This is a genomic window from Sideroxyarcus emersonii (assembly GCF_021654335.1).
In the GTDB taxonomy this organism is placed as follows: Bacteria; Pseudomonadota; Gammaproteobacteria; order Burkholderiales; family Gallionellaceae; genus Sideroxyarcus; species Sideroxyarcus emersonii.
The window spans coordinates 2,149,793-2,171,377 of the sequence record NZ_AP023423.1; the positions used below are offsets into that span (position 1 = coordinate 2,149,793).

Consider the following 21,585-nt stretch of genomic DNA (forward strand, 5'->3'; position numbering starts at 1 on the left):
AGCGGGGTCTGATTCGGCGGATAATTGCATTCCCTCTAGGAGTGCTAGCCCTATGACCGAATATCTACTCATCCTCGTCAGCACGGTGTTGGTGAACAACATCGTGATGGTGAAGATTCTCGGATTGTGCCCGTTCATGGGCGTATCCAAGAAACTGGAAGCCGCCATCGGCATGGGCGCAGCCACGACCTTCGTACTCACGCTGGGTTCCGGCGCCAGCTACCTGATCGAACATTACCTGCTCGGCCCCGATCTCGCTTACCTCACCACGCTTTCGTTCATCGTGGTCATCGCCGGCATCGTGCAATTCACCGAAATGGCGATCAAGAAGACCAGCCCCGAGCTGTACCAGATCCTCGGCATCTACCTGCCGCTGATCACCACCAACTGCGCGGTGCTCGGCATTCCCCTGCTCAATGTGCAGGCAAAACACGATTTCATGCAGTCGCTGTTGTTCGGCTTTGGCGGCGCGCTGGGCTTCACGCTGGTGATGATCCTGTTCGCCGGTATCCGCGAACGGCTGGAAGGCGCCGATGTGCCCGGCATCTTCAAGGGGTCGGCCATTGCCATGGTCACCGCCGGATTGATGAGCTTGTCATTCATGGGGTTCTCGGGCCTGGTGAAATGATCTCTGCACTCTGGGTGATGGTCGGCATTTCCCTGCTGCTTGGCGCAGTGCTGGGATTTTCCGCCATCAAGTTCAAGGTCGAAGGCAATCCGCTGGTGGAGAAGATCGACGCCGTGCTGCCGCAGACGCAATGCGGCCAGTGCGGCTATCCCGGCTGCAAGCCTTATGCCGAGGCGATCGCCAAGGGCGAGGCCGGCATCAACAAATGCCCGCCCGGCGGCGACGAAGGGATACACAAGCTGGCCGACCTGCTCGGCGTGGAATATGTACCGTTCGGCGAAGGTACCGCGCCCAAACCCAAAGCCGTCGCATTCATCGACGAACAGACCTGCATCGGCTGCACCCTGTGCCTGCAGGCCTGCCCGGTGGATGCCATCGTCGGCGCCGCGAAACAGATGCATACCATCATCGCATCCGAATGCACCGGCTGCGAGCTGTGCATCGCCCCCTGCCCGGTGGATTGCATCAGCATGCAGCCCCTCGGGGAAGACATCACCAACTGGAAGTGGCAATACCCGACCATTCCCCTCGTACAGGTCGCCGCACGATGAGATCGCTGTTCAAATTCCACGGCGGCGTACACCCGCCCACGCACAAGGCCGAATCGACCGGCAGCCCCATTGCACAGGCCGCGCTCCCATCGAAGCTGGTCATCCCGCTGCATCAGCACGTGGGCAATCGTGCCGTGCCGGTGGTGCAGGTCGGTGAACACGTGCTCAAGGGACAGCTCATCGGCAGACCGGAAGGACGCCTGTCCAGTGCAGTACACGCCTCGACCTCCGGCACGGTGAGCGCCATCGACATGCAACTGGTGGCACACCAGTCCGGCCTGCCGGACCTGTGCATCACCCTCGTTCCGGACGGCAAGGACGAATGGATCGCGCACAGCGGCGTGGATTACCGGCAGACTGCGCATACCGACCTGCGCCACCTGTTGCGCCAGGCTGGCGTGGTCGGCCTCGGCGGCGCGGTGTTCCCCAGCGACATGAAGTCGTATTCCCACAAGCACAAGATCAAGACGCTGGTGCTCAACGGTGCCGAGTGCGAGCCTTACATCACCTGCGACGACATGCTGATGCGCGAGCGCGCCGGCGACATCCTGCGCGGCGCCGAAGTGTTGCGCGAACTGCTTTATGCCGAAGAAGTGCTGATCGGCATCGAGGACAACAAGCCCGAAGCCATCGCCGCGATGCAACAGGCCGTGCTGGACGACCGGCATGCGCATATGGAAGTGATCCCCGTCCCCACGCTGTATCCGGGCGGCGGCGCCAAGCAGCTCATCCGCGTGCTGACCGGCATCGAGGTCGCCGCGGGCGTGCGCTCCACCGAGATGGGGGTGCAGTGTTTCAACGTCGCCACCGCCTATTGCGTGTGGCGCGCCATCGCCTTCGGCGAGCCGTTGCTGTCCCGCATCGTCACCGTGACCGGCAACGTCGAGCATGCGCAGAATTTCGAGGTGCTGCTCGGCACGCCGGTGGACGAACTGGTCGCACAGGCCGGCAGCAAGCCGGATACCGATCGTCACATCATGGGCGGCCCGATGATGGGGGTGGACCTGCCCTCTGGTTCTGTCGGCGTGACCAAGGCGACCAACTGCATCATCGAGGCATCGCCCAGGCTGTTCCCGCCGCTGCCGCCCGCGCTGCCCTGCATCCGCTGCACGCGCTGTGCCGATGTCTGCCCGGCCGAGCTGCAGCCGCAGGACCTGTACTGGTTCGCCAAGGCCAAGGACTTCGGCAAGGCGCAGGAATACCACCTGTTCGACTGCATCGAATGCGGTGCCTGCGCTTATGTCTGCCCCAGCCATATCCCGCTGGTCCAGTATTACCGTTTCGCCAAGAGCGAGATCTGGCAGCGCGAACGCGAGAGCCAGGCCGCCGAACTGGCGCGCGAGCGTCACGAATTCAGGCTGATGCGCATTGAACGCGAAAAGCAGGAAAAAGCGGAACGCCTGGCACAGAAGGAAAAGGCCGCGCTCGCCGCCAAAGCCGCTGCGCCTGCGCCCGTACCGGAACCCGCTATCGCCGTCGCTGCGGCCACGGCCGATCCGGACGATACCCTGCAGATGCGCATCGACGCCGCGGTAGCGCGCGCCAAGGAACAGGCCGCCGCCGCGCACCCGAAGAACACCGACGCCCTCACCGCCGAGCAACAGGCCGAGATCGCCGCGATCGAAGCACGCCGCGCCAAGATCCGCGAGATGGCGGCACATGCCGGTGCGGACGACGAACCGCCGAAATCCAATCAAGGATAGCCAACGACCATGTGGAGTTCACCCTTTATCACCCAGCCCAGCAGCGTCAGCCAGATCATGCTGCGCGTGCTGCTCGCACTGATTCCCGGCATCGCGCTGTACGTCTGGTATTTCGGCCCGGCGATCCTGGTCTCGATCGCGCTGGCCTCGGCCACGGCGCTGGCGACCGAGGCGGTCATGCTCAAACTGCGCAACCGGCCCATCAAACCGTTCCTGAGCGACAACAGCGCCTTGCTCACCGCCTGGTTGCTGGCACTCTCCATCCCGCCGCTCGCCCCATGGTGGATGGTGGTGGTCGGCACCGCTTTCGCCATCGCCATCTCCAAACACCTGTACGGCGGCCTGGGCAACAACCCGTTCAATCCGGCGATGATCGGCTATGCCGTGCTCATCATCTCTTTCCCGGTACATATGACGCACTGGCTCACGCCACATGCGCTGGGGGGCGCCGAACTGACCTTCGGCGAACAACTGGGCTACATCTTCAACGGCGCACTGCCCGCGGGACTGACGCTGGATGCAGTGACCATGGCAACCCCGCTGGATACGCTGAAGACGCAGCTGCATCTCGGACTGTCGGTAGACAACATCCGCGACATGCCGATCTACGGCCGCCTCGCAGGCAAGGGCAGCGAGATGGTGGCGGTCGGTTTCGCGATTGGCGGCCTTTACCTGCTGTTCATCCGCATCATCTCCTGGCACCTGCCGGTGGCGTTCCTCGCCGCCCTGTTCGCCACGGCAGGTGTCTTCCACCTGGTCGATCCGGTGCATTACGTCACACCATTGTTCCACTGGTTCTCCGGCGCGGCGATGCTGGGTGCCTTCTTCATTCTGACCGATCCGGTCACTTCGCCGACCACCCCCAGGGGCAAGCTGATCTTTGCCGCCGGCGCCGGACTGCTCACCTACCTCATCCGCGCTTTCGGCGGCTATCCCGACGGCATGGCCTTTGCCACACTGCTGATGAACATCTGCGTGCCGCTGATCGATGCCTGGACGCAGCCCAAAGTGTTCGGCAAGAAAGGGGGCGGTAAATGAAGCGCATCGCCCGTTCCACCCTGCAGACCGCCGCCAACCTGGTGTTCTTCGCCATCATCGGCACTGCGATCCTGGCTTCGGTGTTCTTCCTGACGCACGACAGGATCGTGAAGAGCGAAGAAGGCGAGAAGCTGAAGCTGATCATGCAGATCGTACCGTCGGCGCTGTTCGACAACGACATCATCCAGGACAAACTGGATGTGCCCGCCAGCGAATTGCTGGGTACCGGCGGCCCGACCGTCGCCTATCGAGCCAGGCTCAAGGGTGAGCCTTCCGCCGTGGTGCTGGAGGCTGTCGCACCGGACGGTTACAGCGGCAAGATCGCCTTGATCCTGGCGGTGCGAGCCAATGGCGAACTCGCCGGCGTGCGCGTGGTGGCACACAAGGAAACGCCCGGGCTGGGCGACTACATCGAGCTGCCGAAGAGCCCCTGGATCAAGGGTTTCGACGGAAAGTCGCGCGAGGTGTATAAAGACGCTGACTGGAAAGTCAAAAAGGACGGCGGCCAGTTCGACTATATGGCGGGTGCAACCATCACCCCCCGCGCGGTGGTCAAGGCGGTCAACAAGGCATTGATCTATTTCGGCGAAAACCGCGATAAACTGTTCTCGGCGAACGAACCGAAGAAGGAGACGAACAAATGACCCTTCATGAATTCAAGGATATCCTGCATAACGGCGTGTGGAAGCAGAATACCGGCGTGGTGCAACTGCTCGGCCTGTGCCCGTTGCTGGCGGTCAGCAGCACGGTGGTCAACGGCGTCAGCCTGGGACTGGCAACGGCAGTGGTGATGGCCCTGAGCGGCGCAGCCATCGCCCCCATCCGCAATTACGTGCCGAACGAGATCCGCATCCCCGTGTTCATCCTCATCATCGCGGTGCTGGTCACCGTGGTGCAGTATCTGATGAACGCCTACATGTACGGCTTGTATGTGGTGCTGGGCATCTTCATCCCGCTGATCGTCACCAACTGCATCGTGCTGGCGCGCGTGGAAGCCTTCGCCTCCAAGAACGCGCTGCTGCCTTCCGCCCTCGACGGTTTCGCCATGGGGCTGGGACTGACCGCCGTGCTGGCGGTGCTTGGAGGAATCCGCGAGTTGCTGGGCAAGGGCACCCTGCTGTCCGGTATCGACCTCGCATTGGGCGATATGGCCAAGGACTGGGTATTGCACGTGCTGCCCAACTACAAAGGCTTCCTGCTCGCCATCCTGCCTCCCGGCGCCTTCATCGGCCTGGGCTGCCTCATCGCGGGCAAGAACTGGCTCAACCTGCGTGCCGAACGCCAGCGAAAGAGCGGCGCGACGGTCACTCCCATCGAAGCCGGCTGCACTCCCGCAATGCATTAAATGAACGCCGCCAAACGACGCGAGATATTCCTGCGCCTGCAGGCGGCCAATCCCCACCCGACCACCGAACTGGAATACCGCACGCCGTTCGAACTGCTGGTCGCGGTGGTGTTGTCCGCACAAGCCACCGATGTGAGCGTGAATGCCGCCACCCGCCAGCTTTATCCGGTGGCCAACACGCCGCAGGCGCTGCTGCAGCTCGGCGAAGAGAAGCTCCGCGGCTACATCCAGCGCATCGGCCTGTACAAGACCAAGGCCAGGCATGTGATCCAGCTGTGCCGCATCCTGCTGGAACAGCACGGCGGCGAGGTGCCGCAGACGCGCGAAGCACTGGAGGCCCTGCCCGGCGTGGGACGCAAGACCGCCAACGTGATCCTCAACACCGCCTTCGGGCAACCGACCATCGCGGTCGATACCCACATCTTCCGGGTCAGCAACCGCATCGGTCTCGCGCCCGGCAAGGACGTGACGGAAGTCGAGAAGAAGCTGCTGAAGTTCGTGCCGGATGAGTTCAAGCACGATGCCCACCATTGGCTGATCCTGCACGGGCGCTACGTTTGCCAGGCACGCAAGCCGAAATGCGGCCAATGCATCATCGAAAGCCTCTGCGAATACAAGGAAAAGGTTTTTGAGTAACCTGCTCATCTGGAGGTGGGTTTGCGGACTGCGCCTTCCATGTTTCATACTGCGACTTGCCGCTTCCGGATCGGCGTGGATGAATTGAATATGGGGTCTTCATCGATAATGGATAGCTGGGGTACAAGATTTCTTGGTCGGCTGCGAAGGCTGGCATCTCGCCACAGTCACTGGATGGGCATTCGTGGATCTGCGCCGTCTCCCGACCATCAAACATCGCCGGGACCGGCCACTGATTTCACATTGTCTGTCGAATATCTGGCCCGCCACCACGCAATCAAAGTCACCCCCAAAGGGACTTTAACCCTGGAAGGCAACAACCAGCTGGTTGCTGCCGCCTTGGCTGCAAGTTCCCAGTACGGAACAAACCGTATCCTGGTCGACGACCGGGATATCGATCTGGATATGAACTTCACGAATATCTACGACCTGCCAGAGAACAATCAGAATCTCGGGGTCAATCATCTATTACGCGTCGCTCTCGTTTTCAAGCCTTCTGCAGAAACCAGAAGGTTGTTCAAATTCTATGAAGACTGCTCCTATGTCAGGGATTTTCAACACCGCGTATTTGTTGATGAGGAAGAGGCACTGCAATGGCTGACAGCGACTGCCAACCCGGGGCATTTCTAGACTTATGATTCAAATGACGCTTACCGGCAAGCCACTTTGAGAATCCACAGCTCCCGTCAGAAAGTCAGATCAAATTCCAACGAGTACACACGATGTTCAACCCGACCCGCGATGAAGCAAGAAATTTCCTGTTCGAATCCTGGCGCAAGCGGCGTGCTGGCGAGCTGCTGACTCCGCTCGAGGACCTCACTGCCCAGCTCATCGACAAGCACCCGGAATACCACGCCCTGTTCGACGATCCCGAGCGCAATCAAGGCAAGGACTATGCACCGGACGGCAATGTGGTCAACCCATTCCTGCACCTGATGATGCACCTCACCATAGAAGAGCAGATTTCCATCGGGCAGCCGCAGGGCATCCGCGAGCAGTTCGCGCGCCTGACCCGGAAATACGCATCCGAGCATGAGGCACAGCATGCGATCATGGATTGCCTAGGAGAGATGATCTGGCAAGCACAGCGCAACAAGACCACGCCGGATGCAACTGTATACCTGTCCTGTCTGGAGAAACAGTGATGCGATTGAGCAAGATTGTCACAAGAACGGGCGACGACGGCAGCACCGGCCTGGCCAACGGGGCGCGCCTGCCCAAGAACAGTGTTCGCATCGCCGCCATCGGCAGCGTGGATGAACTCAACAGCCATCTTGGCGTGCTGCTCGCCGAACCGCTGGCGGAAGAGGTGCGCAGCACACTGTTGCTCATCCAGAACGACCTGTTCGACCTTGGCGCCGTGCTGGCCACGCCGGGTGCGCCGTTCGAGCAGGGCAAACTGGCCAGACTGGACACCGCCATCGAGGAATACAACGCCGGTCTGCCCCCGCTGAAGGAATTCATCCTGCCCGGCGGCTGCCGGGCCGCCGCCGTATGCCATGTCGCCCGCACCGTGGCGCGCCGTACTGAGCGCGACTACCTGCAGGTGATGCAAAACGAAACAGCCCCGCAAGAGGGGCTGCAATATCTGAATCGGCTTTCCGACCTGCTGTTTGTGCTCTGCCGCGTGCTGAACCTGGCGGCAGGAAAACCGGAGACGCTGTGGCAGCGCTAACCAGCGACTTGGCTGGTTACGGATTGCCTGACTTTGTTATGGGCCCCTTAGTGTCAATTCCACACGCAGCTTGCTGCGTAGTGGATTGCCCGCCTTTGGTACAACCACGGCGTGCCCCTTGCGGGCGTACTTGGCTGGCGTATTTTGACAGCCTGGTCGAATGGCTACGGCTGGACCGGCGGGGTTGTCGGCTTGCGCAAGCCGAGCAGCCACATCACGTAACCGGACAGGCAATAGCCGAAGAACAACAGGAACAGGTTGAGCGGGGGATTTTGCGCCACGAAGATGAAGAATAGCGCGAACAGGAAGATGACGATGAACGGCACGCTCTTGCGCATGTTGAGCGACTTGAAGCTGTAATATTTCAGGTTGCTCACCATGCTCAGCCCGGCAAACACGGTCAGCCCGGCCGCATACCAGCGCAACTCGAAACCGGTGAAGCTGTTATCCAGCATCACCCACACGAACCCGGCCACCAGCGCCGCCGCCGCCGGGCTGGGCAAGCCCTGGAAATAACGTTTGTCGACCACGTCGATGTTGGTGTTGAACCGCGCCAGCCGCAACGCCGCTCCGGTACAGTAAATGAAGGCAGCGAACCATCCCCACTTGCCCAGATCGCGAAACGCCCATTCGTACATCAGGATGGAGGGTGCGACCCCGAACGAGACCATGTCCGACAGGCTGTCGTATTCGGCACCGAATTCGCTCTGCGTATGCGTCAGGCGTGCGACCCGGCCATCAAGGCCATCCAGCACCATGGCGATGAAGATAGCCACGGCGGCGAACTCGAACTTGCCGTTCATCGCCTGCACAATGGCATAGAACCCCGCAAACAGCGCTGCTGTGGTGAACAGGTTCGGCAGCAGGTAGATGCTGCGCCGACGCAGGTCCATGTGTTTGCGCTGATTGAGTTCGTCCATAGGTTCTCAGAGCTTGGCCAGGATAGTGGTGGTAGCGGACACTTTATCACCGATAGCAACCTTGACGGTAGCCGTCAGCGGCAGGTAGACATCGACGCGCGAACCAAAGCGGATGAAACCGTAGCGCTGGCCGCGCGTCAGGGTATCGCCTGCCTTGATGTAGCACAGGATGCGCCGCGCAATCAGCCCCGCCACCTGGACGAAGGTCACCGTCTGTCCGTCGGCGGTCTTCAGCACCACCGCATTGCGCTCGTTCTCGGCGGACGCCTTGTCCAGATCGGCATTCACGAACTTGCCCGGAAAATACTCGATCTTTTCCACCTTGCCGTCGACCGGGCTGCGGTTGGAGTGCACGTTGAACACATTCATGAACACGCTGACCAGGATCGCATCGCGCTGCGCATAAGGATCCTGCGTACGCTCGACCTTGATGACGCGGCCGTCGGCCGGCGACAACACCGCGCCAGCCTGTTGCGGTATCTCGCGCGGCGGGTCGCGGAAGAATTGCAGCACGAACACGAAGATGATCCACATCGGGATCGACCAGGCTGCGCACCAGGCAGTGGCCGCGACGGCCAGCACCAGGGAAATGGCCAGGAACGGCCAGCCCTCGCGGGCGATGATGGGATGGGGGTAGTTTTTCATGTGCGGAAGGGTAAAGGGAGAAGGGGGAAGGGTGGAGGTTTTTCTCTTCCCCCTTTACCCTTCCCCCTTCCCGATTCTCAGTTTTTAGATTGGTCGACCAGCTTGTTCTTGCCGATCCAGGGCATCATCGAACGCAGCTTCCCACCCACCACCTCGATCGGATGTTCGGCATTCAAACGGCGGCGTGCGGTCATTTCCGGATAGTTGGTGCGGCCTTCCAGGATGAACTGCTTGGCGTAGGAACCGTTCTGGATGTTCTTCAGGCATTCCTTCATCGCCGCACGCGCCTGGTCGGCGATCACGCGCTGGCCGGTGACGTACTCGCCGTATTCGGCGTTGTTGGAGATGGAGTAGTTCATGTTGGCGATGCCGCCTTCGTACATCAGGTCGACGATCAGCTTCAGTTCGTGCAGGCACTCGAAGTAAGCCATCTCGGGAGCGTAGCCGGCTTCGGTCAGGGTCTCGAAACCTGCCTTGACCAGTTCGACCGCGCCGCCGCACAGCACGGCCTGTTCGCCGAACAGGTCGGTCTCGGTTTCTTCGCGGAAATTGGTCTCGATCACGCCGCCCTTGGTACCGCCGTTGGCTGCCGCATACGACAGCGCGATGTCCTTGGCCTTGCCGCTCTTGTCCTGATATACGGCGATCAGCGTGGGCACGCCGCCACCTTTCAGGTATTCGGAACGCACGGTATGGCCGGGGCCTTTCGGAGCGATCATGATCACGTCCACGTCGGCACGCGGCACGACCTGGTTGTAGTGCACGTTGAAGCCGTGCGCGAACGCCAGCGCCGCACCGGGTTTCAGGTTGGCATGCACTTCGTTGTTGTATACCTCAGGAATATTCTCATCGGGCAACAGCATCATCACCACGTCGGCGCTCTTCACCGCGGCAGCCACTTCGGCGACTTTCAATCCTGCACCTTCTGCCTTCTTCCAGGAGGCGCCGTTCTTGCGCAGAGCGACGGTCACGCTGACGCCAGAATCCTTCAGGTTCTGTGCGTGGGCATGGCCTTGCGAGCCGTAGCCGATGATGGTCACTTGTTTGCCCTTGATCAGGGACAGGTCTGCGTCTTTGTCGTAATAAACTTTCATGTTGGCCTCGTTAAAAAATCAGTGGTAAGAAATCGTCAGAGTTTCAGGATGCGTTCGCCGCGCCCGATACCGGAAGCGCCGGTACGCACCGTTTCCAGGATCAAGTCGTGATCGATCGCCTGCAGGAAACGATCCAGCTTGTGCCCCGTCCCGGTGAGCTCGATGGTGTAGGTCTTGTCGGAAACATCGATGACGCGTCCGCGGAAGATGTCGGTCATGCGCTTCAGTTCCTCGCGGTCGTCGCCGACCGCACGCACCTTGACCAGCATCAGTTCGCGCTCGATATGGTCGCCGTCGGTGAGGTCCATCACGGTGACGACATCGACCAGCTTGTTCAGCTGTTTGTTGATTTGCTCGATCACCTCGTCGGAACCGCTGGTGACGATGGTCATGCGGGACATGGTCGGATCTTCGGTCGGCGCCACGGTAAGCGACTCGATGTTGTAGCCGCGCGCGGAAAACAGGCCGGAAACCCGCGACAGCGCGCCCGATTCGTTTTCCATCAGCAAAGAGATGATGTGCCTCATTACAGGTCCTCCGCCAGGATCACTTCGGACAAGCCCTTGCCGCCGGGCACCATGGGGTACACGTTTTCGGTCGGGTCGGTACGGAAATCCAGGAAGACTAGGTCGTCCTTGCGTGCGAAGGCCTCCTTCAGCGCACCTTCCACATCGGAGGGCTTCTCCACCAGGATGCCGACATGGCCGTAGGCTTCAGCCAGTTTCACGAAATCGGGCAACGCGTCCATGTAGGAATGCGAGTAGCGGTTGCCGTGGAAGAACTCCTGCCACTGGCGCACCATACCCAGATATCGGTTGTTCAACGCGACGATCTTGATCGGCAGCTTGTATTGCTTGCAGGTGGACAATTCCTGGATGTTCATCTGGATACTGCCCTCGCCCGTCACGCATGCCACGGCCGCCCCCGGATGGGCCAACTGCACACCCATCGCGGCGGGCAAACCGAAACCCATGGTCCCCAGACCGCCGGAATTGACCCAGCGGCGCGGCTGATCGAACTTGTAGTATTGCGCGGCCCACATCTGGTGCTGGCCGACGTCGGAAGTGACGAAAGCATCGCCGTGCGTGATCCGGTGCAACGTTTCGATCACGAACTGCGGCTTGATGATCTCGTTCGAGTTCTTGTACGCCAGCGAATTCGCGCCGCGCCATTCGTCGATCTGTTTCCACCATTCCTTCAGGGCCGCCCCATCCGGCTTCTGCTTGCTGCTGTTCAGCACCGAGAGCAGATCGGCAAGCACATGCGCCACATCGCCGACGATGGGCACATCGACCTTGACGCGTTTGGAGATGGACGCCGGATCGATGTCGATATGGATGATCTTGCGCGGCACCGAATTGAAATGCGACACGTTGCCGATCACGCGATCGTCGAAGCGTGCGCCCACTGCCAGCAGCACATCGCAGTTCTGCATGCCGAGGTTGGCTTCGTATGTGCCGTGCATGCCGAGCATGCCGAGGGATTGCTTGTCGCTGGCGGGATAACCGCCCAGCCCCATCAGCGTGTTGGTACAGGGAGCACCGAGCAGCCGCACCAGGTCGGTCAGTTGCCTGGCGGCGTCGGACAGGATCACGCCGCCACCGGCGTAAACCATCGGCCGTTTCGCTTCCAGCAGCAGCTGGGCCGCGCGCTTGATCTGCCCGATATCGCCGTGCGATTGCGGAGTGTACGAGCGGATGCTCACGGTCGCGGGATAGGAAAATTCCGTCTTCTGCTGCGACACATCCTTGGGAATGTCCACCAGCACCGGGCCCGGCCGGCCACTCTTGGCCAGGTAGAACGCCTTCTTCAGGGTGCTGGCGATGTCCTTGACATCCTTGACCAGGAAGTTGTGCTTGACGCAGGGACGCGTAATGCCGACCGTATCCACTTCCTGGAAGGCATCCTCGCCGATGTAGCTGGTCGGCACCTGGCCGCTGATCACCACCAAGGGGATGGAGTCCATGTAAGCGGTCGCGATACCGGTCACCGCATTGGTCACCCCGGGACCGGAAGTCACCAAGGCCACCCCGACCTTGTCGGTCGAGCGCGCATAACCGTCGGCGGCATGCACGGCCGCCTGTTCGTGGCGCACCAGCACATGCTTGACCCGCTCCTGCTTGAACAACTCATCGTAGATGAAAAGCACCGCGCCGCCGGGATAGCCGAACACATATTCGACACCTTCCTCCTGCAAACAGCGGATAGTTATTTCTGCGCCCGTCAGTTCCATGAACCCACTACCTTGAGAAAACAACGAAAGACCGGGCAAGATAAAGGCTGGCGGGGTTTTGGTCAACCCCTGCAACGCCTCGGGAACGGCAAAATCCCTAAGCAATGCAGGAATTTGCTAGTATGCGCGCCGATTATCCGGGAGTCGCCGAACTGTCCACGCCACAGCAACTGTCCGAATTCCTCGTTCAAGCCGAGCGACGCGCCTACAAACAGGCGCAGTTCGCCGTGCGCGACGAGCATGTGGCCCTCGATATCGTGCAGGATGCCATGCTGAAGCTAGCCGAGCGTTACGGAGACCGGCCGGCCGAAGAATTCCCCATGCTGTTCCAGCGCATCCTGCAGAACACGATACGCGACTACTACCGCCGCCAGAAAGTACGGTCGTTCTGGACCACACTGATGTCTTCGCTCACGCCGCAGCAGGATGGGGAGGATTTCGACCCGCTCGACACGCTGCAGGACGAGGGCAATGAAAGCCAGCCGGCCCGTCCGGAGGAGGCATTGGCGCAATCCCAGCTGATCGAAGTGATCGAAGAAGCATTGAACAAACTTCCTGCCCGTCAACGCGAAGCTTTCCTGCTGCGTTATTGGGAGGAAATGGACACAGCGGAAACGGCAGCGGCGATGGGCTGCTCGGAGGGCAGCGTCAAAACGCACTGCTCACGAGCCACCCATGCGCTGTCGGCGATGCTCAAGGAACGGGGGATAGACCTATCATGAACACAAAATTGACCACCGGAGAGATCGGGCGCTTGCTGGATCAATCCGCCCGCCAGCTCGACCGCCGCACGCTTGACCAGCTGGTTGCGGCGCGCCAGCACGCGCTGCAAAACCAGCGCGTATCGGTATCGACCTGGGTTAGCCAGAACGGCATGCTGCACGGGCGCCTGCAACTTTCCGCACGCGCATTGAACTGGATCATCGCGGCCGTCGTGGCCAGCCTGCTGGTGATCAACGTGACCTACTGGAGCAGCCTGTCCGAGCGCGACCACAGCGACATCGATATCGCCATCCTGACCGACGACCTGCCGGTCGACATGTATGTCGATTAACCACTTACGGACCATTTGATGCCAGCTGTGTTGCGGTACCTTCTTGCCCTGTTGTTGTTCGCGTCCTGCTGCCTGCCGCTCACCGCCCGCGCCCAGAGCTGGGAGAGCCTGAATGCGCAGCAAAAGGAAGCGCTGGCGCCTTTAGCAGCCACTTGGGATTCGTTGTCGGACAAGCAAAAGGCCGTTTTCCTGCCGATCGCCAGACGTTATCCGCAACTTCCTCCGCAGAAACAGCAACGCCTGCACGCGCAGATGGAAAAATGGAGCAAGCTCACCCCCGAGCAGCGCAAGCGCGCCCGGGAAAAATACAAGGCATTCAACAAGGTTCCAGCAGAACAACGCGAGGCCGTGAAGCGGATGGTGCGCGAGCAGCAGGCTGCCAGCGGCGTCCCGGCAGCGGCTCCCTAGCCCGCAGCAATCGGCACCGTCCCGCCCCATTTCACCGACAAAAGTACGCGATCCGCGACGAACCAGAACTCGTGCGGCATCGCCAGTCAGCGCCGCTCGGTACGCCAGAGCATGCCCAGCGCCAGCGCCAGGAACAGCCAGCTCATCGCCGTCGCACTCAGCAGGGGCGACCATTCGTTCAGCGCCCCGATATTGGCAAACAGCCTGCCGATGAAATGGAAACTCAGCCCCAGCACGATGCCGATGAATATCTTGCCGCTGATACCGCCCTCCCGCCGCTGGTAGGCTGAGAACGGCAAGGCCAGCAACATCATCACCAGCACCGCAAACGGATAGACCAGCTTGTTCCACATCGCAATCTCGTAACGTGTGGTTTTCTGGTGGTTGTCGCGCAAGTGCACGGTGTACTGGTAGAGGTTCCAGGCCGACATCTGCTCGGGCACCACCAGCAGCACGCTCAGGATGTCCGGGTTCAGCGATGAGCGCCATTCCTCGCTCGCTCGGTTATCGGTGTAGGCCCCTTGCCTGTCGAACCGCGTCTGCTTAACCCCTTCCAGTTGCCAGCGGTCGTCCTCCAGATAGGAGGCCCGCTCGGCATCGGTGATGCTGCGCAAATGATAGGTATCGTCGAATTCATAGATGCTGATGTCCAGCAACGACGTATCGGGCAACACGCTCTTCACATTGATGAAACTGCGCTCGTCCTTCACCCACACGCCGGAACGGAACTCTTTGACCGAGACTTTCGCGTTCTGCGCCTTCAGGCGCAATTGCTGCGCCATGCGCTCGCTCGATGGCGCAACGATCTCCCCGCACACGAAACACAGCACCACCAGCGGCAGGCCGATCCTCGCCAGCGCGCCCACCATCTGCTTCAGCGATACACCGGAGCTGCGATATACGGTCAGTTCGGAATTCGCCGCCATCTGCACCATGGCGAAGATGGTACCGATCAGCACCGCGACCGGGAACAGCTCGTAGACGTGCCCGGGGATGGTGAGCGTCACGAACAGCAGCACATAGCCCAGCCGGTAGTCGCCGCGTCCCATCGAATTGAGTTCGTTGATCAGGTCGAGCAGGGCGAACAGCATGATGAGCGCCGCGAACACCAGCGCGATGCTGGCATAGATCTCCCTGCCCAGATAACGGGTAAGCAGCTTCATCGTCTCAGCCTGCGCCAGGAGGAGGCCGACGAGCGGTGGTAGAACAGCAGCAGCATGACCGCGAACATCAACAGATGGATGCCCAGCAAACCTGCCGCGGGACTGATCTTGCCGCGCGCGACCCAGGAATTGGTCACGCTGATCATGTTGTTGTAGAACATGTATATCACCATCGCCGTGATCAGGTTGAGCGAACGTCCGGCACGCGGGTTCACGAAACTCAGGGGGATCGCCAGCAAGGACAGGATCAGCGCGCTGAATGGCAAGCCGATGCGCCACTCCAGCTCGGATATATTCCATGCAGTCGGGTTCTGCAGCAGATAGAGCGTGGAATACGCCTGGAGATGTGGCAATTCCTGGCGCAACTCGGCAGGCTCGATACGCATGGCATAACGCTCGAATTCCACGATCTTGAAATCCGCCTGGCCGGGCACGCCTTCATAGCGCGTACCGTTCAGCATCACCAGGAAGCGGTCGCCGTTCGGCGCCGTCTCCTGGTATCCCTCCTTGGCGACCATCGTGCCTTCCTTGCCGTTCTGGGTCGACTGCACGAAGATGTTGCCGACACGCTTCTTCTGCGTATCGACATCTTCCAGGAAGAACACGCGGTCCGCCTGCTTGGACTCGCGGAACGCACCCGGCGTGGCGGCCGACACGTCGTCGCGGCTGTCCAGCCTGCGCTTGAACTCGTCCGCCTTGGACAAGGCCCATGGCGACAGCACCAGGCTGAGCAGCGCGATCACCAGCGACACCGGGATGGCATAGCCCAGCACAGGGCGCACCCAGCGCGTCAAGCCGATGCCGGAAGTGAACCACACCACCATCTCGCTGTCGCGATAACTGCGCGACAGCGTCAGCAACACCGACAGGAACAGGCTGATGGACAACAACACCGGCAGATAATTGAGCGAGGCAAAACCCAGCATCGCCAGCACCCCGTCCACCGCCAGCGCCCCGCTGACCGACTCGCCCAGCAGGCGGATCAATTGGGTGAACACCACGATGCCGAGCAGGATGGAGGACACCAGCAGCCCCGTGCCGGCGAATTCGCGCACCAGCGACCAGTAAAAGATGCCGTGCAGGCGTGGCTTCTTTGACTTTTGTGGCGGGGATTGCGGATAATCCGTCATCGGAGACAATTCTGAGATTAATGAGGAGAGGCGCGTGGAATTTAGCATAAAACAAGGCAGTCCGGAAAAACTGAAGAGCGACTGCGTCGTGGTCGGCGTATTCGACGGCGGCAAATTGTCGAAGGCCGCGCAAGCCCTCGACAAGGCAGCCAAACATGCCCTCAGCGACCTCATCGCGCGCGGCGACATGAACGGCCAGTCCGCCTCCACCCTGCTGCTGCACAAACTGCCCGGCGTCGCAGCCGAACGCGTACTGCTGGTCGGCCTCGGCAAGGCCGGCGAGCTGAACAGCAAAAGCACCGTCGAGATCCTGGGCGCAACGTTCAAGGCCCTGAACGCGACACCGGCCAAGGACGCCGTGCTGTACATCGTCGACGAAGGCACGGGCAAGGATGCCGCCTGGGTCGTCCGGCAAGCCGTATTCGCCGCCGCTGAACAGGCGTTCCGCGCCGACGGCATGAAGAGCAAGCCGGCCAAGGCTGCCACGCTCAAGCACATCATCTTCGCCTCACTGGAAAAACCGGCTGCAGCCCTGAAGTCCGCGCTCGACCAGGCGGCCGCCACCGCCCGCGGCATGGAACTCACCAAGACGCTGGGCAACCTGCCCGGCAACGTCTGCACCCCGACCTACCTTGCCGCCAAGGCGCTGGCACTGGGCAAGTCGCACAAGGGCATCAAGACCACCGTACTGGAAGAAAAAGACATGCAGAAGCTCGGCATGGGCTCTTTCCTCTCCGTCACGCGCGGCAGCGAACAGCCGGCCAAGCTGATCACCATGGAATACTACGGTGCAGCGAAAACGCAGAAGCCCATCGTGCTGGTCGGCAAGGGCATCACCTTCGACACCGGCGGCATCTCGCTGAAACCGGGCGCCGAGATGGACGAGATGAAGTACGACATGTGCGGCGCCGCCAGCGTGCTCGGCACCATGCAGGCCGTCGCCGAGATGGGGCTCAAGCTGAATGTGGTCGGCGTAATCCCGACTTGCGAAAACATGCCATCCGGCAAGGCCACCAAGCCGGGCGACATCGTCACCAGCATGTCCGGGCAGACCATCGAGATATTGAACACCGATGCCGAAGGCCGCCTGATCCTGTGCGATGCGCTGACCTATTCGAAGAAGTTCAACCCGGACACCGTGATCGACATCGCCACCCTCACCGGCGCCTGCGTGATCGCACTGGGCCACGTCGCCAGCGGCATGTTCGCGAACGAGGACAAGCTGGCGGATGAGCTGATCGCCGCCGGCGAACAGTCGCACGACCGCATCTGGCAGCTGCCGCTGTGGGATGACTACCAGCCGCTGCTGGACAGCAATTTCGCCGACATCGCGAACATCGGCGGACGCGCCGGCGGCACCATCACCGCCGCCTGCTTCCTGGCTCGTTTCACCAAGGAATACCGCTGGGCCCATCTGGACATCGCCGGTACAGCCTGGCTGTCCGGCAAGCAGAAAGGCGCCACCGGCCGCCCGGTGCCGTTGCTCACCCAGTATCTGATCAACCGCACGGCCTCGAAGTGACCAAAGTCGACTTCTACACCGGCTCGGAAGACAAGCTGCGTACCGCTTGCCAGCTGAGCCACAAGGCGATGCAGAATGGCCTGCGCGTGCTGCTGCACGCGCCGGACGAGGACACCGCCGACAAGCTGGACAAGCTGCTATGGCATTACCCTCCCACCGCCTTCATGCCGCACTGCCATAGCCACGAAGCGGAGGCCGCCACCCTGCCGGTGGTGATCGGGCGCGACGAAGCGTTTCCCCATTCCGAACTGCTGATCAGCCTGCACAACGCCTGCCTGCCGTTCTTCAGCCGCTTCGAGCGCGTCATCGAGATCGTCAGCCAGGACGATGCCGATGCCAAGCTGGGGCGCGAACGCTACGTGTTCTACAAAGACCGCGGTTACGAGTTGCGCCACTTCGACCTGCGCAAGACATGAAATCGCGCAACATCAATCCGGACCTGCTGCCCATCCTGACCGAAACCGCGGACGGCACCGTGCTCGATGTGCCGATGCTGACCGAAGCGATCGACGGTCACCTCGCCGCAGCCGCAGCGGAACTTCCCCTCTCCGATGAACAATGCCAGCACCTGGCGGAACTGCTCTTTCCCCGGCTTGAAGCCACGCTGCGCGATGCCATCGGCTCGCGTTCCGAAGCGCGTTGGGAAAAATCCATGCAGCAAGTGCGCAATGCACTGCCCGACCTGATCCGCGACGCTGTACAAAAGCGGCGCTGACGCATCGCGCCGTCCTCCTGCTCGCCGCTGCGAGCCTGTATAATCACGCCTCCTTCGACACGCTCAGGACAGGCTTTCCCGCCGCCCAGCCAACATTCTCGTAGTACGAATATGACTCAGCAAAAAGAACTCGCAAAAAGTTTTGACCCGAAAGACATCGAAGCCCGCTGGTATCCCGCCTGGGAAAATGCCGGCTACTTCAAGGCCGGCCTCGATTCCGGCAAGCAAGAGAATTTCTGCATCCAGCTGCCGCCGCCCAACGTCACCGGCACGCTGCACATGGGCCACGGCTTCAACCAAACCCTGATGGATGCGCTGACGCGCTACCACCGCATGAAGGGCGACAACACGCTGTGGCAACCGGGCACCGACCACGCCGGCATCGCCACCCAAATTGTGGTCGAACGCCAGCTCGACGCACAGAAGATCTCGCGCCACGACCTCGGCCGCGAGAAGTTCATCGAGAAGGTGTGGGAGTGGAAGGAATATTCCGGCGGCACCATCACCAAGCAGATGCGCCGCCTCGGCACCTCGCCCGACTGGTCGCGCGAGCGCTTCACCATGGACGAAGGCCTGTCCAAATCCGTTACTGAGACCTTTGTGCGCCTGTACAACGAGGGCCTGATCTATCGCGGCAAGCGCCTGGTCAACTGGGACCCCAAGCTGCACACCGCCGTCTCCGACCTCGAAGTGGTGCAGGAAGAAGAAGATGGTTTCATGTACCACATCCGCTATCCGCTGGCGGATGGCAGCGGCGAACTGGTTGTCGCCACCACCCGTCCCGAAACCCTGCTCGGCGACGTCGCGGTGATGGTGCATCCCGAGGACGAGCGCTATAAACACCTCATCGGCAAGCAGGTCACGCTGCCGCTGTGCAATCGGGCCATCCCCGTCATCGCCGACGAATACGTGGACAAGGAATTCGGCACCGGCGTGGTGAAGGTCACGCCCGCGCATGACTTCAACGACTATGCCGTCGGTCAGCGTCATAAGCTGGAAATGATTTCCATCCTGACATTGGATGCGAAGATCAACGAACACGCGCCCAAGCAATACCAGGGCATGGATCGCTTCACCGCGCGCAAACAGATCTGCGCCGACCTCGAAGCCACCGGCCTGTTCATCAAGGCGGACAAACACAAACTGAAGGTGCCGCGCGGCGACCGCACCGGCGTGGTGATCGAGCCGATGCTGACCGACCAGTGGTTCGTCGCAATGAGCAAGCCCGGCGACGGCGGCAAGAGCATCACCGAGCAAGCGCTGGAATGCGTGAGTTCGGGCGAGATCAGGTTCCACCCCGAGAACTGGGTCAACACCTACAACCAGTGGCTGAACAACATCCAGGACTGGTGCATCTCGCGCCAGCTGTGGTGGGGTCACCAGATCCCCGCTTGGTATGACGAACAGGGCAACGTTTATGTAGCACACAGCGAAGAAGAGGCGGTAGAACTCTGCAAGAAGCATTCTGCTCAAATTGTGGAACAGTATGGTAGTTCGCAGCCAGACGATCCAAGAATTATTAATGCAGCAAAAAATCTCCTTGGCGGCACCTTACGTCGCGACAACGACGTGCTCGACACCTGGTTCTCCTCCGCGCTGTGGCCGTTCTCCACGCTGGACTGGGATATGTCCAAGCCCTACGAACAGCAATCGCAACTGGTGAAGCAATACCTGCCGTCCTCGGTGCTGGTCACCGGCTTCGACATCATCTTCTTCTGGGTAGCGCGCATGGTGATGATGACCAAGCACATCACCGGCAAGATCCCGTTCAAGGACGTGTACGTGCACGGCCTGATCCGCGACGCGGAAGGCCAGAAGATGTCCAAGTCGAAAGGCAACGTGCTCGACCCCATCGACCTGATCGACGGCATCGACCTCGATTCGCTGGTGAAGAAGCGCACCACCGGCCTGATGAACCCCAAGGATGCCGAGAAGATCGAGAAGCGCACGCGCAAGGAGTTCCCGGAGGGCATCCCCGCCTTCGGCACCGACGCGCTGCGCTTCACCTTCGCCTCGCTCGCCTCGCCCGGCCGCGACATCAAGTTCGACATGCAGCGCTGCGAGGGCTACCGCAACTTCTGCAACAAGCTGTGGAACGCCACGCGCTTCGTGCTGATGAACTGCGAGGGCAAGGATGTCGGCCAGGACGAAAGCCTGCCGCTGGAATTCTCCGCTGCCGACAAGTGGATGATCGGCGAACTGCAGAAAGCCGAAGCCGAGATGGCGACGCACTTCGCCGACTACCGCTTCGACATGGCCGCGCGTACCGTATACGAACTGGTGTGGAACACCTACTGCGACTGGTATGTGGAACTGGCCAAGGTGCAGCTGAACGGCAGCGAAGCGCAGCAGCGCGGTACCCGCCGCACGCTGGTGCGCGTACTGGAGACCATCCTGCGCCTGGCACATCCCATCATCCCGTTCATCACCGAAGAGCTGTGGCAGTCGGTCGCGCCGATGGCCAATGCCAAAGGCGACAGCATCATGCTGCAAGCCTATCCGCAGGCCGACAGCAGCAAGATCGACGCTGCCGCTACCGCACAGATCGCGCTGCTGCAGGAACTCGTCAACGCCTGCCGCAGCCTGCGCAGCGAGATGAACCTGTCGCCTGCCGCGCGCGTGCCGCTGATCGCCGCGGGCGATGCCGCCACGCTGAAGGCGCTCGCCCCCTACATCAGCAGCCTCGCGAAGTTGAGCGAAGTGCAGATCGAGAGCGAACTGCCGGAAGGCGACGCCCCCGTTTCCATCGTCGGCCAATTCAAGCTGATGCTGAAGGTGGAGATCGACGTCGCCGCCGAACGCGAGCGCCTGGACAAGGAGATCGCGCGCCTCACCAACGAGATCGCCAAGGCCAATGCCAAACTCGGCAACGAGAGCTTCGTGGCACGCGCGCCGGCGGCGGTGGTGGAGCAGGAAAAGAAACGGCTGGAAGAATTCGGTGCGACGCTGGTGCAGTTGCAGGCACAGCGGAAAAAGCTCGGCTAAACCACCCGGCCCGCAAGCCAATAGAAACGGCGACCTTCAGGCATGCAGCCCGAAGGTCGCCGATTCCAGGTGACTTTCACGATAAATGCCTGAAGAACCCCTATTTGCAAGGCTTGCAGGGCATCCGGTGTCCTGCCGCC

Annotated in this window: 24 protein-coding genes; 17 read left to right on the top strand and 7 right to left on the bottom strand. The window is 61.1% G+C overall.

Annotation, left to right across the window (positions count from 1 at the left end):
* The first annotated feature begins 52 nt into the window (after positions 1-52).
* The 10 genes from rsxA to L6418_RS10445 all read left to right on the top strand — a co-directional run bounded on the left by rsxA (position 53) and on the right by L6418_RS10445 (position 7,576).
* Entirely contained in the window at positions 53-628 is a 576-nt protein-coding gene (gene rsxA / locus L6418_RS10400) for an electron transport complex subunit RsxA (protein WP_237246851.1), read from the top strand.
* Entirely contained in the window at positions 625-1,179 is a 555-nt protein-coding gene (gene rsxB, locus L6418_RS10405; protein WP_237246852.1) for an electron transport complex subunit RsxB, read from the top strand. The genes rsxA and rsxB overlap by 4 nt, the downstream gene beginning before the upstream one ends.
* Complete coding sequence (gene rsxC / locus L6418_RS10410; RefSeq protein ID WP_237246853.1) at positions 1,176-2,882, top strand: electron transport complex subunit RsxC; 1,707 nt, start codon at positions 1,176-1,178, stop codon at positions 2,880-2,882. Before rsxB ends, rsxC begins: the two co-directional genes overlap by 4 nt.
* Positions 2,883-2,891: 9 nt before the next feature.
* A complete protein-coding gene (gene rsxD, locus L6418_RS10415; RefSeq protein WP_237246854.1) occupies positions 2,892-3,920 on the top strand; it encodes an electron transport complex subunit RsxD in 1,029 nt (342 codons plus the stop codon).
* Positions 3,917-4,564, top strand: coding sequence for an electron transport complex subunit RsxG (gene rsxG, locus L6418_RS10420; RefSeq protein ID WP_237246855.1), 648 nt, complete (start codon positions 3,917-3,919; stop codon positions 4,562-4,564). Before rsxD ends, rsxG begins: the two co-directional genes overlap by 4 nt.
* Complete coding sequence (locus L6418_RS10425; RefSeq protein WP_237246856.1) at positions 4,561-5,265, top strand: electron transport complex subunit E; 705 nt, start codon at positions 4,561-4,563, stop codon at positions 5,263-5,265. The genes rsxG and L6418_RS10425 overlap by 4 nt, the downstream gene beginning before the upstream one ends.
* The gene (gene nth / locus L6418_RS10430; protein ID WP_237246857.1) at positions 5,266-5,901 is read left to right on the top strand and encodes an endonuclease III; all 636 of its coding nucleotides are present in this window, start codon (positions 5,266-5,268) and stop codon (positions 5,899-5,901) included.
* A 174-nt stretch (positions 5,902-6,075) separates the two neighbouring features.
* Entirely contained in the window at positions 6,076-6,531 is a 456-nt protein-coding gene (locus L6418_RS10435; protein WP_237246858.1) for an STAS/SEC14 domain-containing protein, read from the top strand.
* A 92-nt stretch (positions 6,532-6,623) separates the two neighbouring features.
* Positions 6,624-7,046: a DUF1841 family protein gene (locus L6418_RS10440; protein WP_237246859.1), complete on the top strand. Its 423-nt coding sequence runs from the start codon at positions 6,624-6,626 to the stop codon at positions 7,044-7,046.
* Entirely contained in the window at positions 7,046-7,576 is a 531-nt protein-coding gene (locus L6418_RS10445; RefSeq protein WP_237246860.1) for a cob(I)yrinic acid a,c-diamide adenosyltransferase, read from the top strand. The genes L6418_RS10440 and L6418_RS10445 overlap by 1 nt, the downstream gene beginning before the upstream one ends.
* 164 nt (positions 7,577-7,740) lie before the next feature.
* Here the strand turns inward: L6418_RS10445 and pssA are convergent, their stop codons facing one another.
* The 5 genes from pssA to L6418_RS10470 all read right to left on the bottom strand — a co-directional run bounded on the left by pssA (position 7,741) and on the right by L6418_RS10470 (position 12,468).
* Positions 7,741-8,496: a CDP-diacylglycerol--serine O-phosphatidyltransferase gene (gene pssA / locus L6418_RS10450; RefSeq protein WP_237246861.1), complete on the bottom strand. Its 756-nt coding sequence runs from the start codon at positions 8,494-8,496 to the stop codon at positions 7,741-7,743.
* 6 nt (positions 8,497-8,502) lie between these two features.
* Positions 8,503-9,141 (bottom strand): phosphatidylserine decarboxylase, encoded by a 639-nt coding sequence (locus L6418_RS10455; protein ID WP_237246862.1) that lies wholly within the window; start codon positions 9,139-9,141, stop codon positions 8,503-8,505.
* A gap of 77 nt (positions 9,142-9,218) precedes the next feature.
* The gene (gene ilvC / locus L6418_RS10460) at positions 9,219-10,235 is read right to left on the bottom strand and encodes a ketol-acid reductoisomerase (protein ID WP_237246863.1); all 1,017 of its coding nucleotides are present in this window, start codon (positions 10,233-10,235) and stop codon (positions 9,219-9,221) included.
* A 35-nt stretch (positions 10,236-10,270) separates the two neighbouring features.
* A complete protein-coding gene (gene ilvN / locus L6418_RS10465) occupies positions 10,271-10,762 on the bottom strand; it encodes an acetolactate synthase small subunit (protein ID WP_237246864.1) in 492 nt (163 codons plus the stop codon).
* A complete protein-coding gene (locus L6418_RS10470) occupies positions 10,762-12,468 on the bottom strand; it encodes an acetolactate synthase 3 catalytic subunit (RefSeq protein ID WP_237246865.1) in 1,707 nt (568 codons plus the stop codon). Before L6418_RS10470 ends, ilvN begins: the two co-directional genes overlap by 1 nt.
* Before the next feature lie 122 nt (positions 12,469-12,590).
* On the opposite strand from L6418_RS10470, the gene L6418_RS10475 reads away from it, so the two are divergent.
* Genes L6418_RS10475 through L6418_RS10485 form a run of 3 tightly spaced genes read left to right on the top strand, consistent with a single transcriptional unit; the run spans position 12,591 to position 13,930 of the window.
* Positions 12,591-13,190, top strand: a complete 600-nt coding sequence (locus tag L6418_RS10475; RefSeq protein WP_237246866.1) for an RNA polymerase sigma factor — start codon at positions 12,591-12,593, stop codon at positions 13,188-13,190.
* On the top strand, positions 13,187-13,522 hold the full coding sequence (locus tag L6418_RS10480; protein ID WP_237246867.1) for a DUF3619 family protein: 336 nt from the start codon (positions 13,187-13,189) through the stop codon (positions 13,520-13,522). Before L6418_RS10475 ends, L6418_RS10480 begins: the two co-directional genes overlap by 4 nt.
* Positions 13,523-13,540: 18 nt before the next feature.
* Entirely contained in the window at positions 13,541-13,930 is a 390-nt protein-coding gene (locus L6418_RS10485; protein ID WP_237246868.1) for a DUF3106 domain-containing protein, read from the top strand.
* Positions 13,931-14,016: 86 nt separating this feature from the next.
* Here L6418_RS10485 and lptG read toward each other — a convergent pair whose 3' ends face one another.
* Positions 14,017-15,093 carry an LPS export ABC transporter permease LptG gene (gene lptG / locus L6418_RS10490; RefSeq protein ID WP_237246869.1) on the bottom strand — a complete coding sequence of 359 codons (1,077 nt, stop codon included), beginning with the start codon at positions 15,091-15,093 and terminating at the stop codon, positions 14,017-14,019.
* A complete protein-coding gene (gene lptF / locus L6418_RS10495; RefSeq protein WP_237246870.1) occupies positions 15,090-16,223 on the bottom strand; it encodes an LPS export ABC transporter permease LptF in 1,134 nt (377 codons plus the stop codon). Before lptF ends, lptG begins: the two co-directional genes overlap by 4 nt.
* Positions 16,224-16,257: 34 nt before the next feature.
* Here lptF and L6418_RS10500 point away from each other — a divergent pair, with 34 nt between their 5' ends.
* From L6418_RS10500 to L6418_RS10515, 4 genes are all read left to right on the top strand, one after another.
* Positions 16,258-17,745 (top strand): leucyl aminopeptidase, encoded by a 1,488-nt coding sequence (locus tag L6418_RS10500; protein ID WP_237246871.1) that lies wholly within the window; start codon positions 16,258-16,260, stop codon positions 17,743-17,745.
* Positions 17,742-18,161 (top strand): DNA polymerase III subunit chi, encoded by a 420-nt coding sequence (locus L6418_RS10505; protein WP_237246872.1) that lies wholly within the window; start codon positions 17,742-17,744, stop codon positions 18,159-18,161. Before L6418_RS10500 ends, L6418_RS10505 begins: the two co-directional genes overlap by 4 nt.
* Positions 18,158-18,460 (top strand): hypothetical protein, encoded by a 303-nt coding sequence (locus tag L6418_RS10510; protein ID WP_237246873.1) that lies wholly within the window; start codon positions 18,158-18,160, stop codon positions 18,458-18,460. Before L6418_RS10505 ends, L6418_RS10510 begins: the two co-directional genes overlap by 4 nt.
* 111 nt (positions 18,461-18,571) lie before the next feature.
* Positions 18,572-21,445, top strand: coding sequence for a valine--tRNA ligase (locus L6418_RS10515; RefSeq protein WP_237246874.1), 2,874 nt, complete (start codon positions 18,572-18,574; stop codon positions 21,443-21,445).
* Positions 21,446-21,585 lie beyond the last annotated feature (140 nt).

Bases quoted from the DNA above. Each gene is read 5' to 3' on its own strand.
- L6418_RS10470 (WP_237246865.1), bottom strand. From the start codon at position 12,468: ATGGAACTGACGGGCGCAGAAATAACTATCCGCTGTTTGCAGGAGGAA.
- L6418_RS10445 (WP_237246860.1), top strand. From the start codon at position 7,046: ATGCGATTGAGCAAGATTGTCACAAGAACGGGCGACGACGGCAGCACC.
- L6418_RS10510 (WP_237246873.1), top strand. From the start codon at position 18,158: ATGAAATCGCGCAACATCAATCCGGACCTGCTGCCCATCCTGACCGAA.
- lptG (WP_237246869.1), bottom strand. From the start codon at position 15,093: ATGAAGCTGCTTACCCGTTATCTGGGCAGGGAGATCTATGCCAGCATC.
- L6418_RS10455 (WP_237246862.1), bottom strand. From the start codon at position 9,141: ATGAAAAACTACCCCCATCCCATCATCGCCCGCGAGGGCTGGCCGTTC.
- L6418_RS10435 (WP_237246858.1), top strand. From the start codon at position 6,076: ATGGGCATTCGTGGATCTGCGCCGTCTCCCGACCATCAAACATCGCCG.
- L6418_RS10485 (WP_237246868.1), top strand. From the start codon at position 13,541: ATGCCAGCTGTGTTGCGGTACCTTCTTGCCCTGTTGTTGTTCGCGTCC.
- ilvN (WP_237246864.1), bottom strand. From the start codon at position 10,762: ATGAGGCACATCATCTCTTTGCTGATGGAAAACGAATCGGGCGCGCTG.
- L6418_RS10425 (WP_237246856.1), top strand. From the start codon at position 4,561: ATGACCCTTCATGAATTCAAGGATATCCTGCATAACGGCGTGTGGAAG.
- rsxC (WP_237246853.1), top strand. From the start codon at position 1,176: ATGAGATCGCTGTTCAAATTCCACGGCGGCGTACACCCGCCCACGCAC.
- rsxD (WP_237246854.1), top strand. From the start codon at position 2,892: ATGTGGAGTTCACCCTTTATCACCCAGCCCAGCAGCGTCAGCCAGATC.
- lptF (WP_237246870.1), bottom strand. From the start codon at position 16,223: ATGACGGATTATCCGCAATCCCCGCCACAAAAGTCAAAGAAGCCACGC.
- pssA (WP_237246861.1), bottom strand. From the start codon at position 8,496: ATGGACGAACTCAATCAGCGCAAACACATGGACCTGCGTCGGCGCAGC.
- rsxA (WP_237246851.1), top strand. From the start codon at position 53: ATGACCGAATATCTACTCATCCTCGTCAGCACGGTGTTGGTGAACAAC.
- L6418_RS10515 (WP_237246874.1), top strand. From the start codon at position 18,572: ATGACTCAGCAAAAAGAACTCGCAAAAAGTTTTGACCCGAAAGACATC.
- rsxB (WP_237246852.1), top strand. From the start codon at position 625: ATGATCTCTGCACTCTGGGTGATGGTCGGCATTTCCCTGCTGCTTGGC.
- L6418_RS10440 (WP_237246859.1), top strand. From the start codon at position 6,624: ATGTTCAACCCGACCCGCGATGAAGCAAGAAATTTCCTGTTCGAATCC.
- ilvC (WP_237246863.1), bottom strand. From the start codon at position 10,235: ATGAAAGTTTATTACGACAAAGACGCAGACCTGTCCCTGATCAAGGGC.
- L6418_RS10475 (WP_237246866.1), top strand. From the start codon at position 12,591: ATGCGCGCCGATTATCCGGGAGTCGCCGAACTGTCCACGCCACAGCAA.
- rsxG (WP_237246855.1), top strand. From the start codon at position 3,917: ATGAAGCGCATCGCCCGTTCCACCCTGCAGACCGCCGCCAACCTGGTG.
- nth (WP_237246857.1), top strand. From the start codon at position 5,266: ATGAACGCCGCCAAACGACGCGAGATATTCCTGCGCCTGCAGGCGGCC.
- L6418_RS10480 (WP_237246867.1), top strand. From the start codon at position 13,187: ATGAACACAAAATTGACCACCGGAGAGATCGGGCGCTTGCTGGATCAA.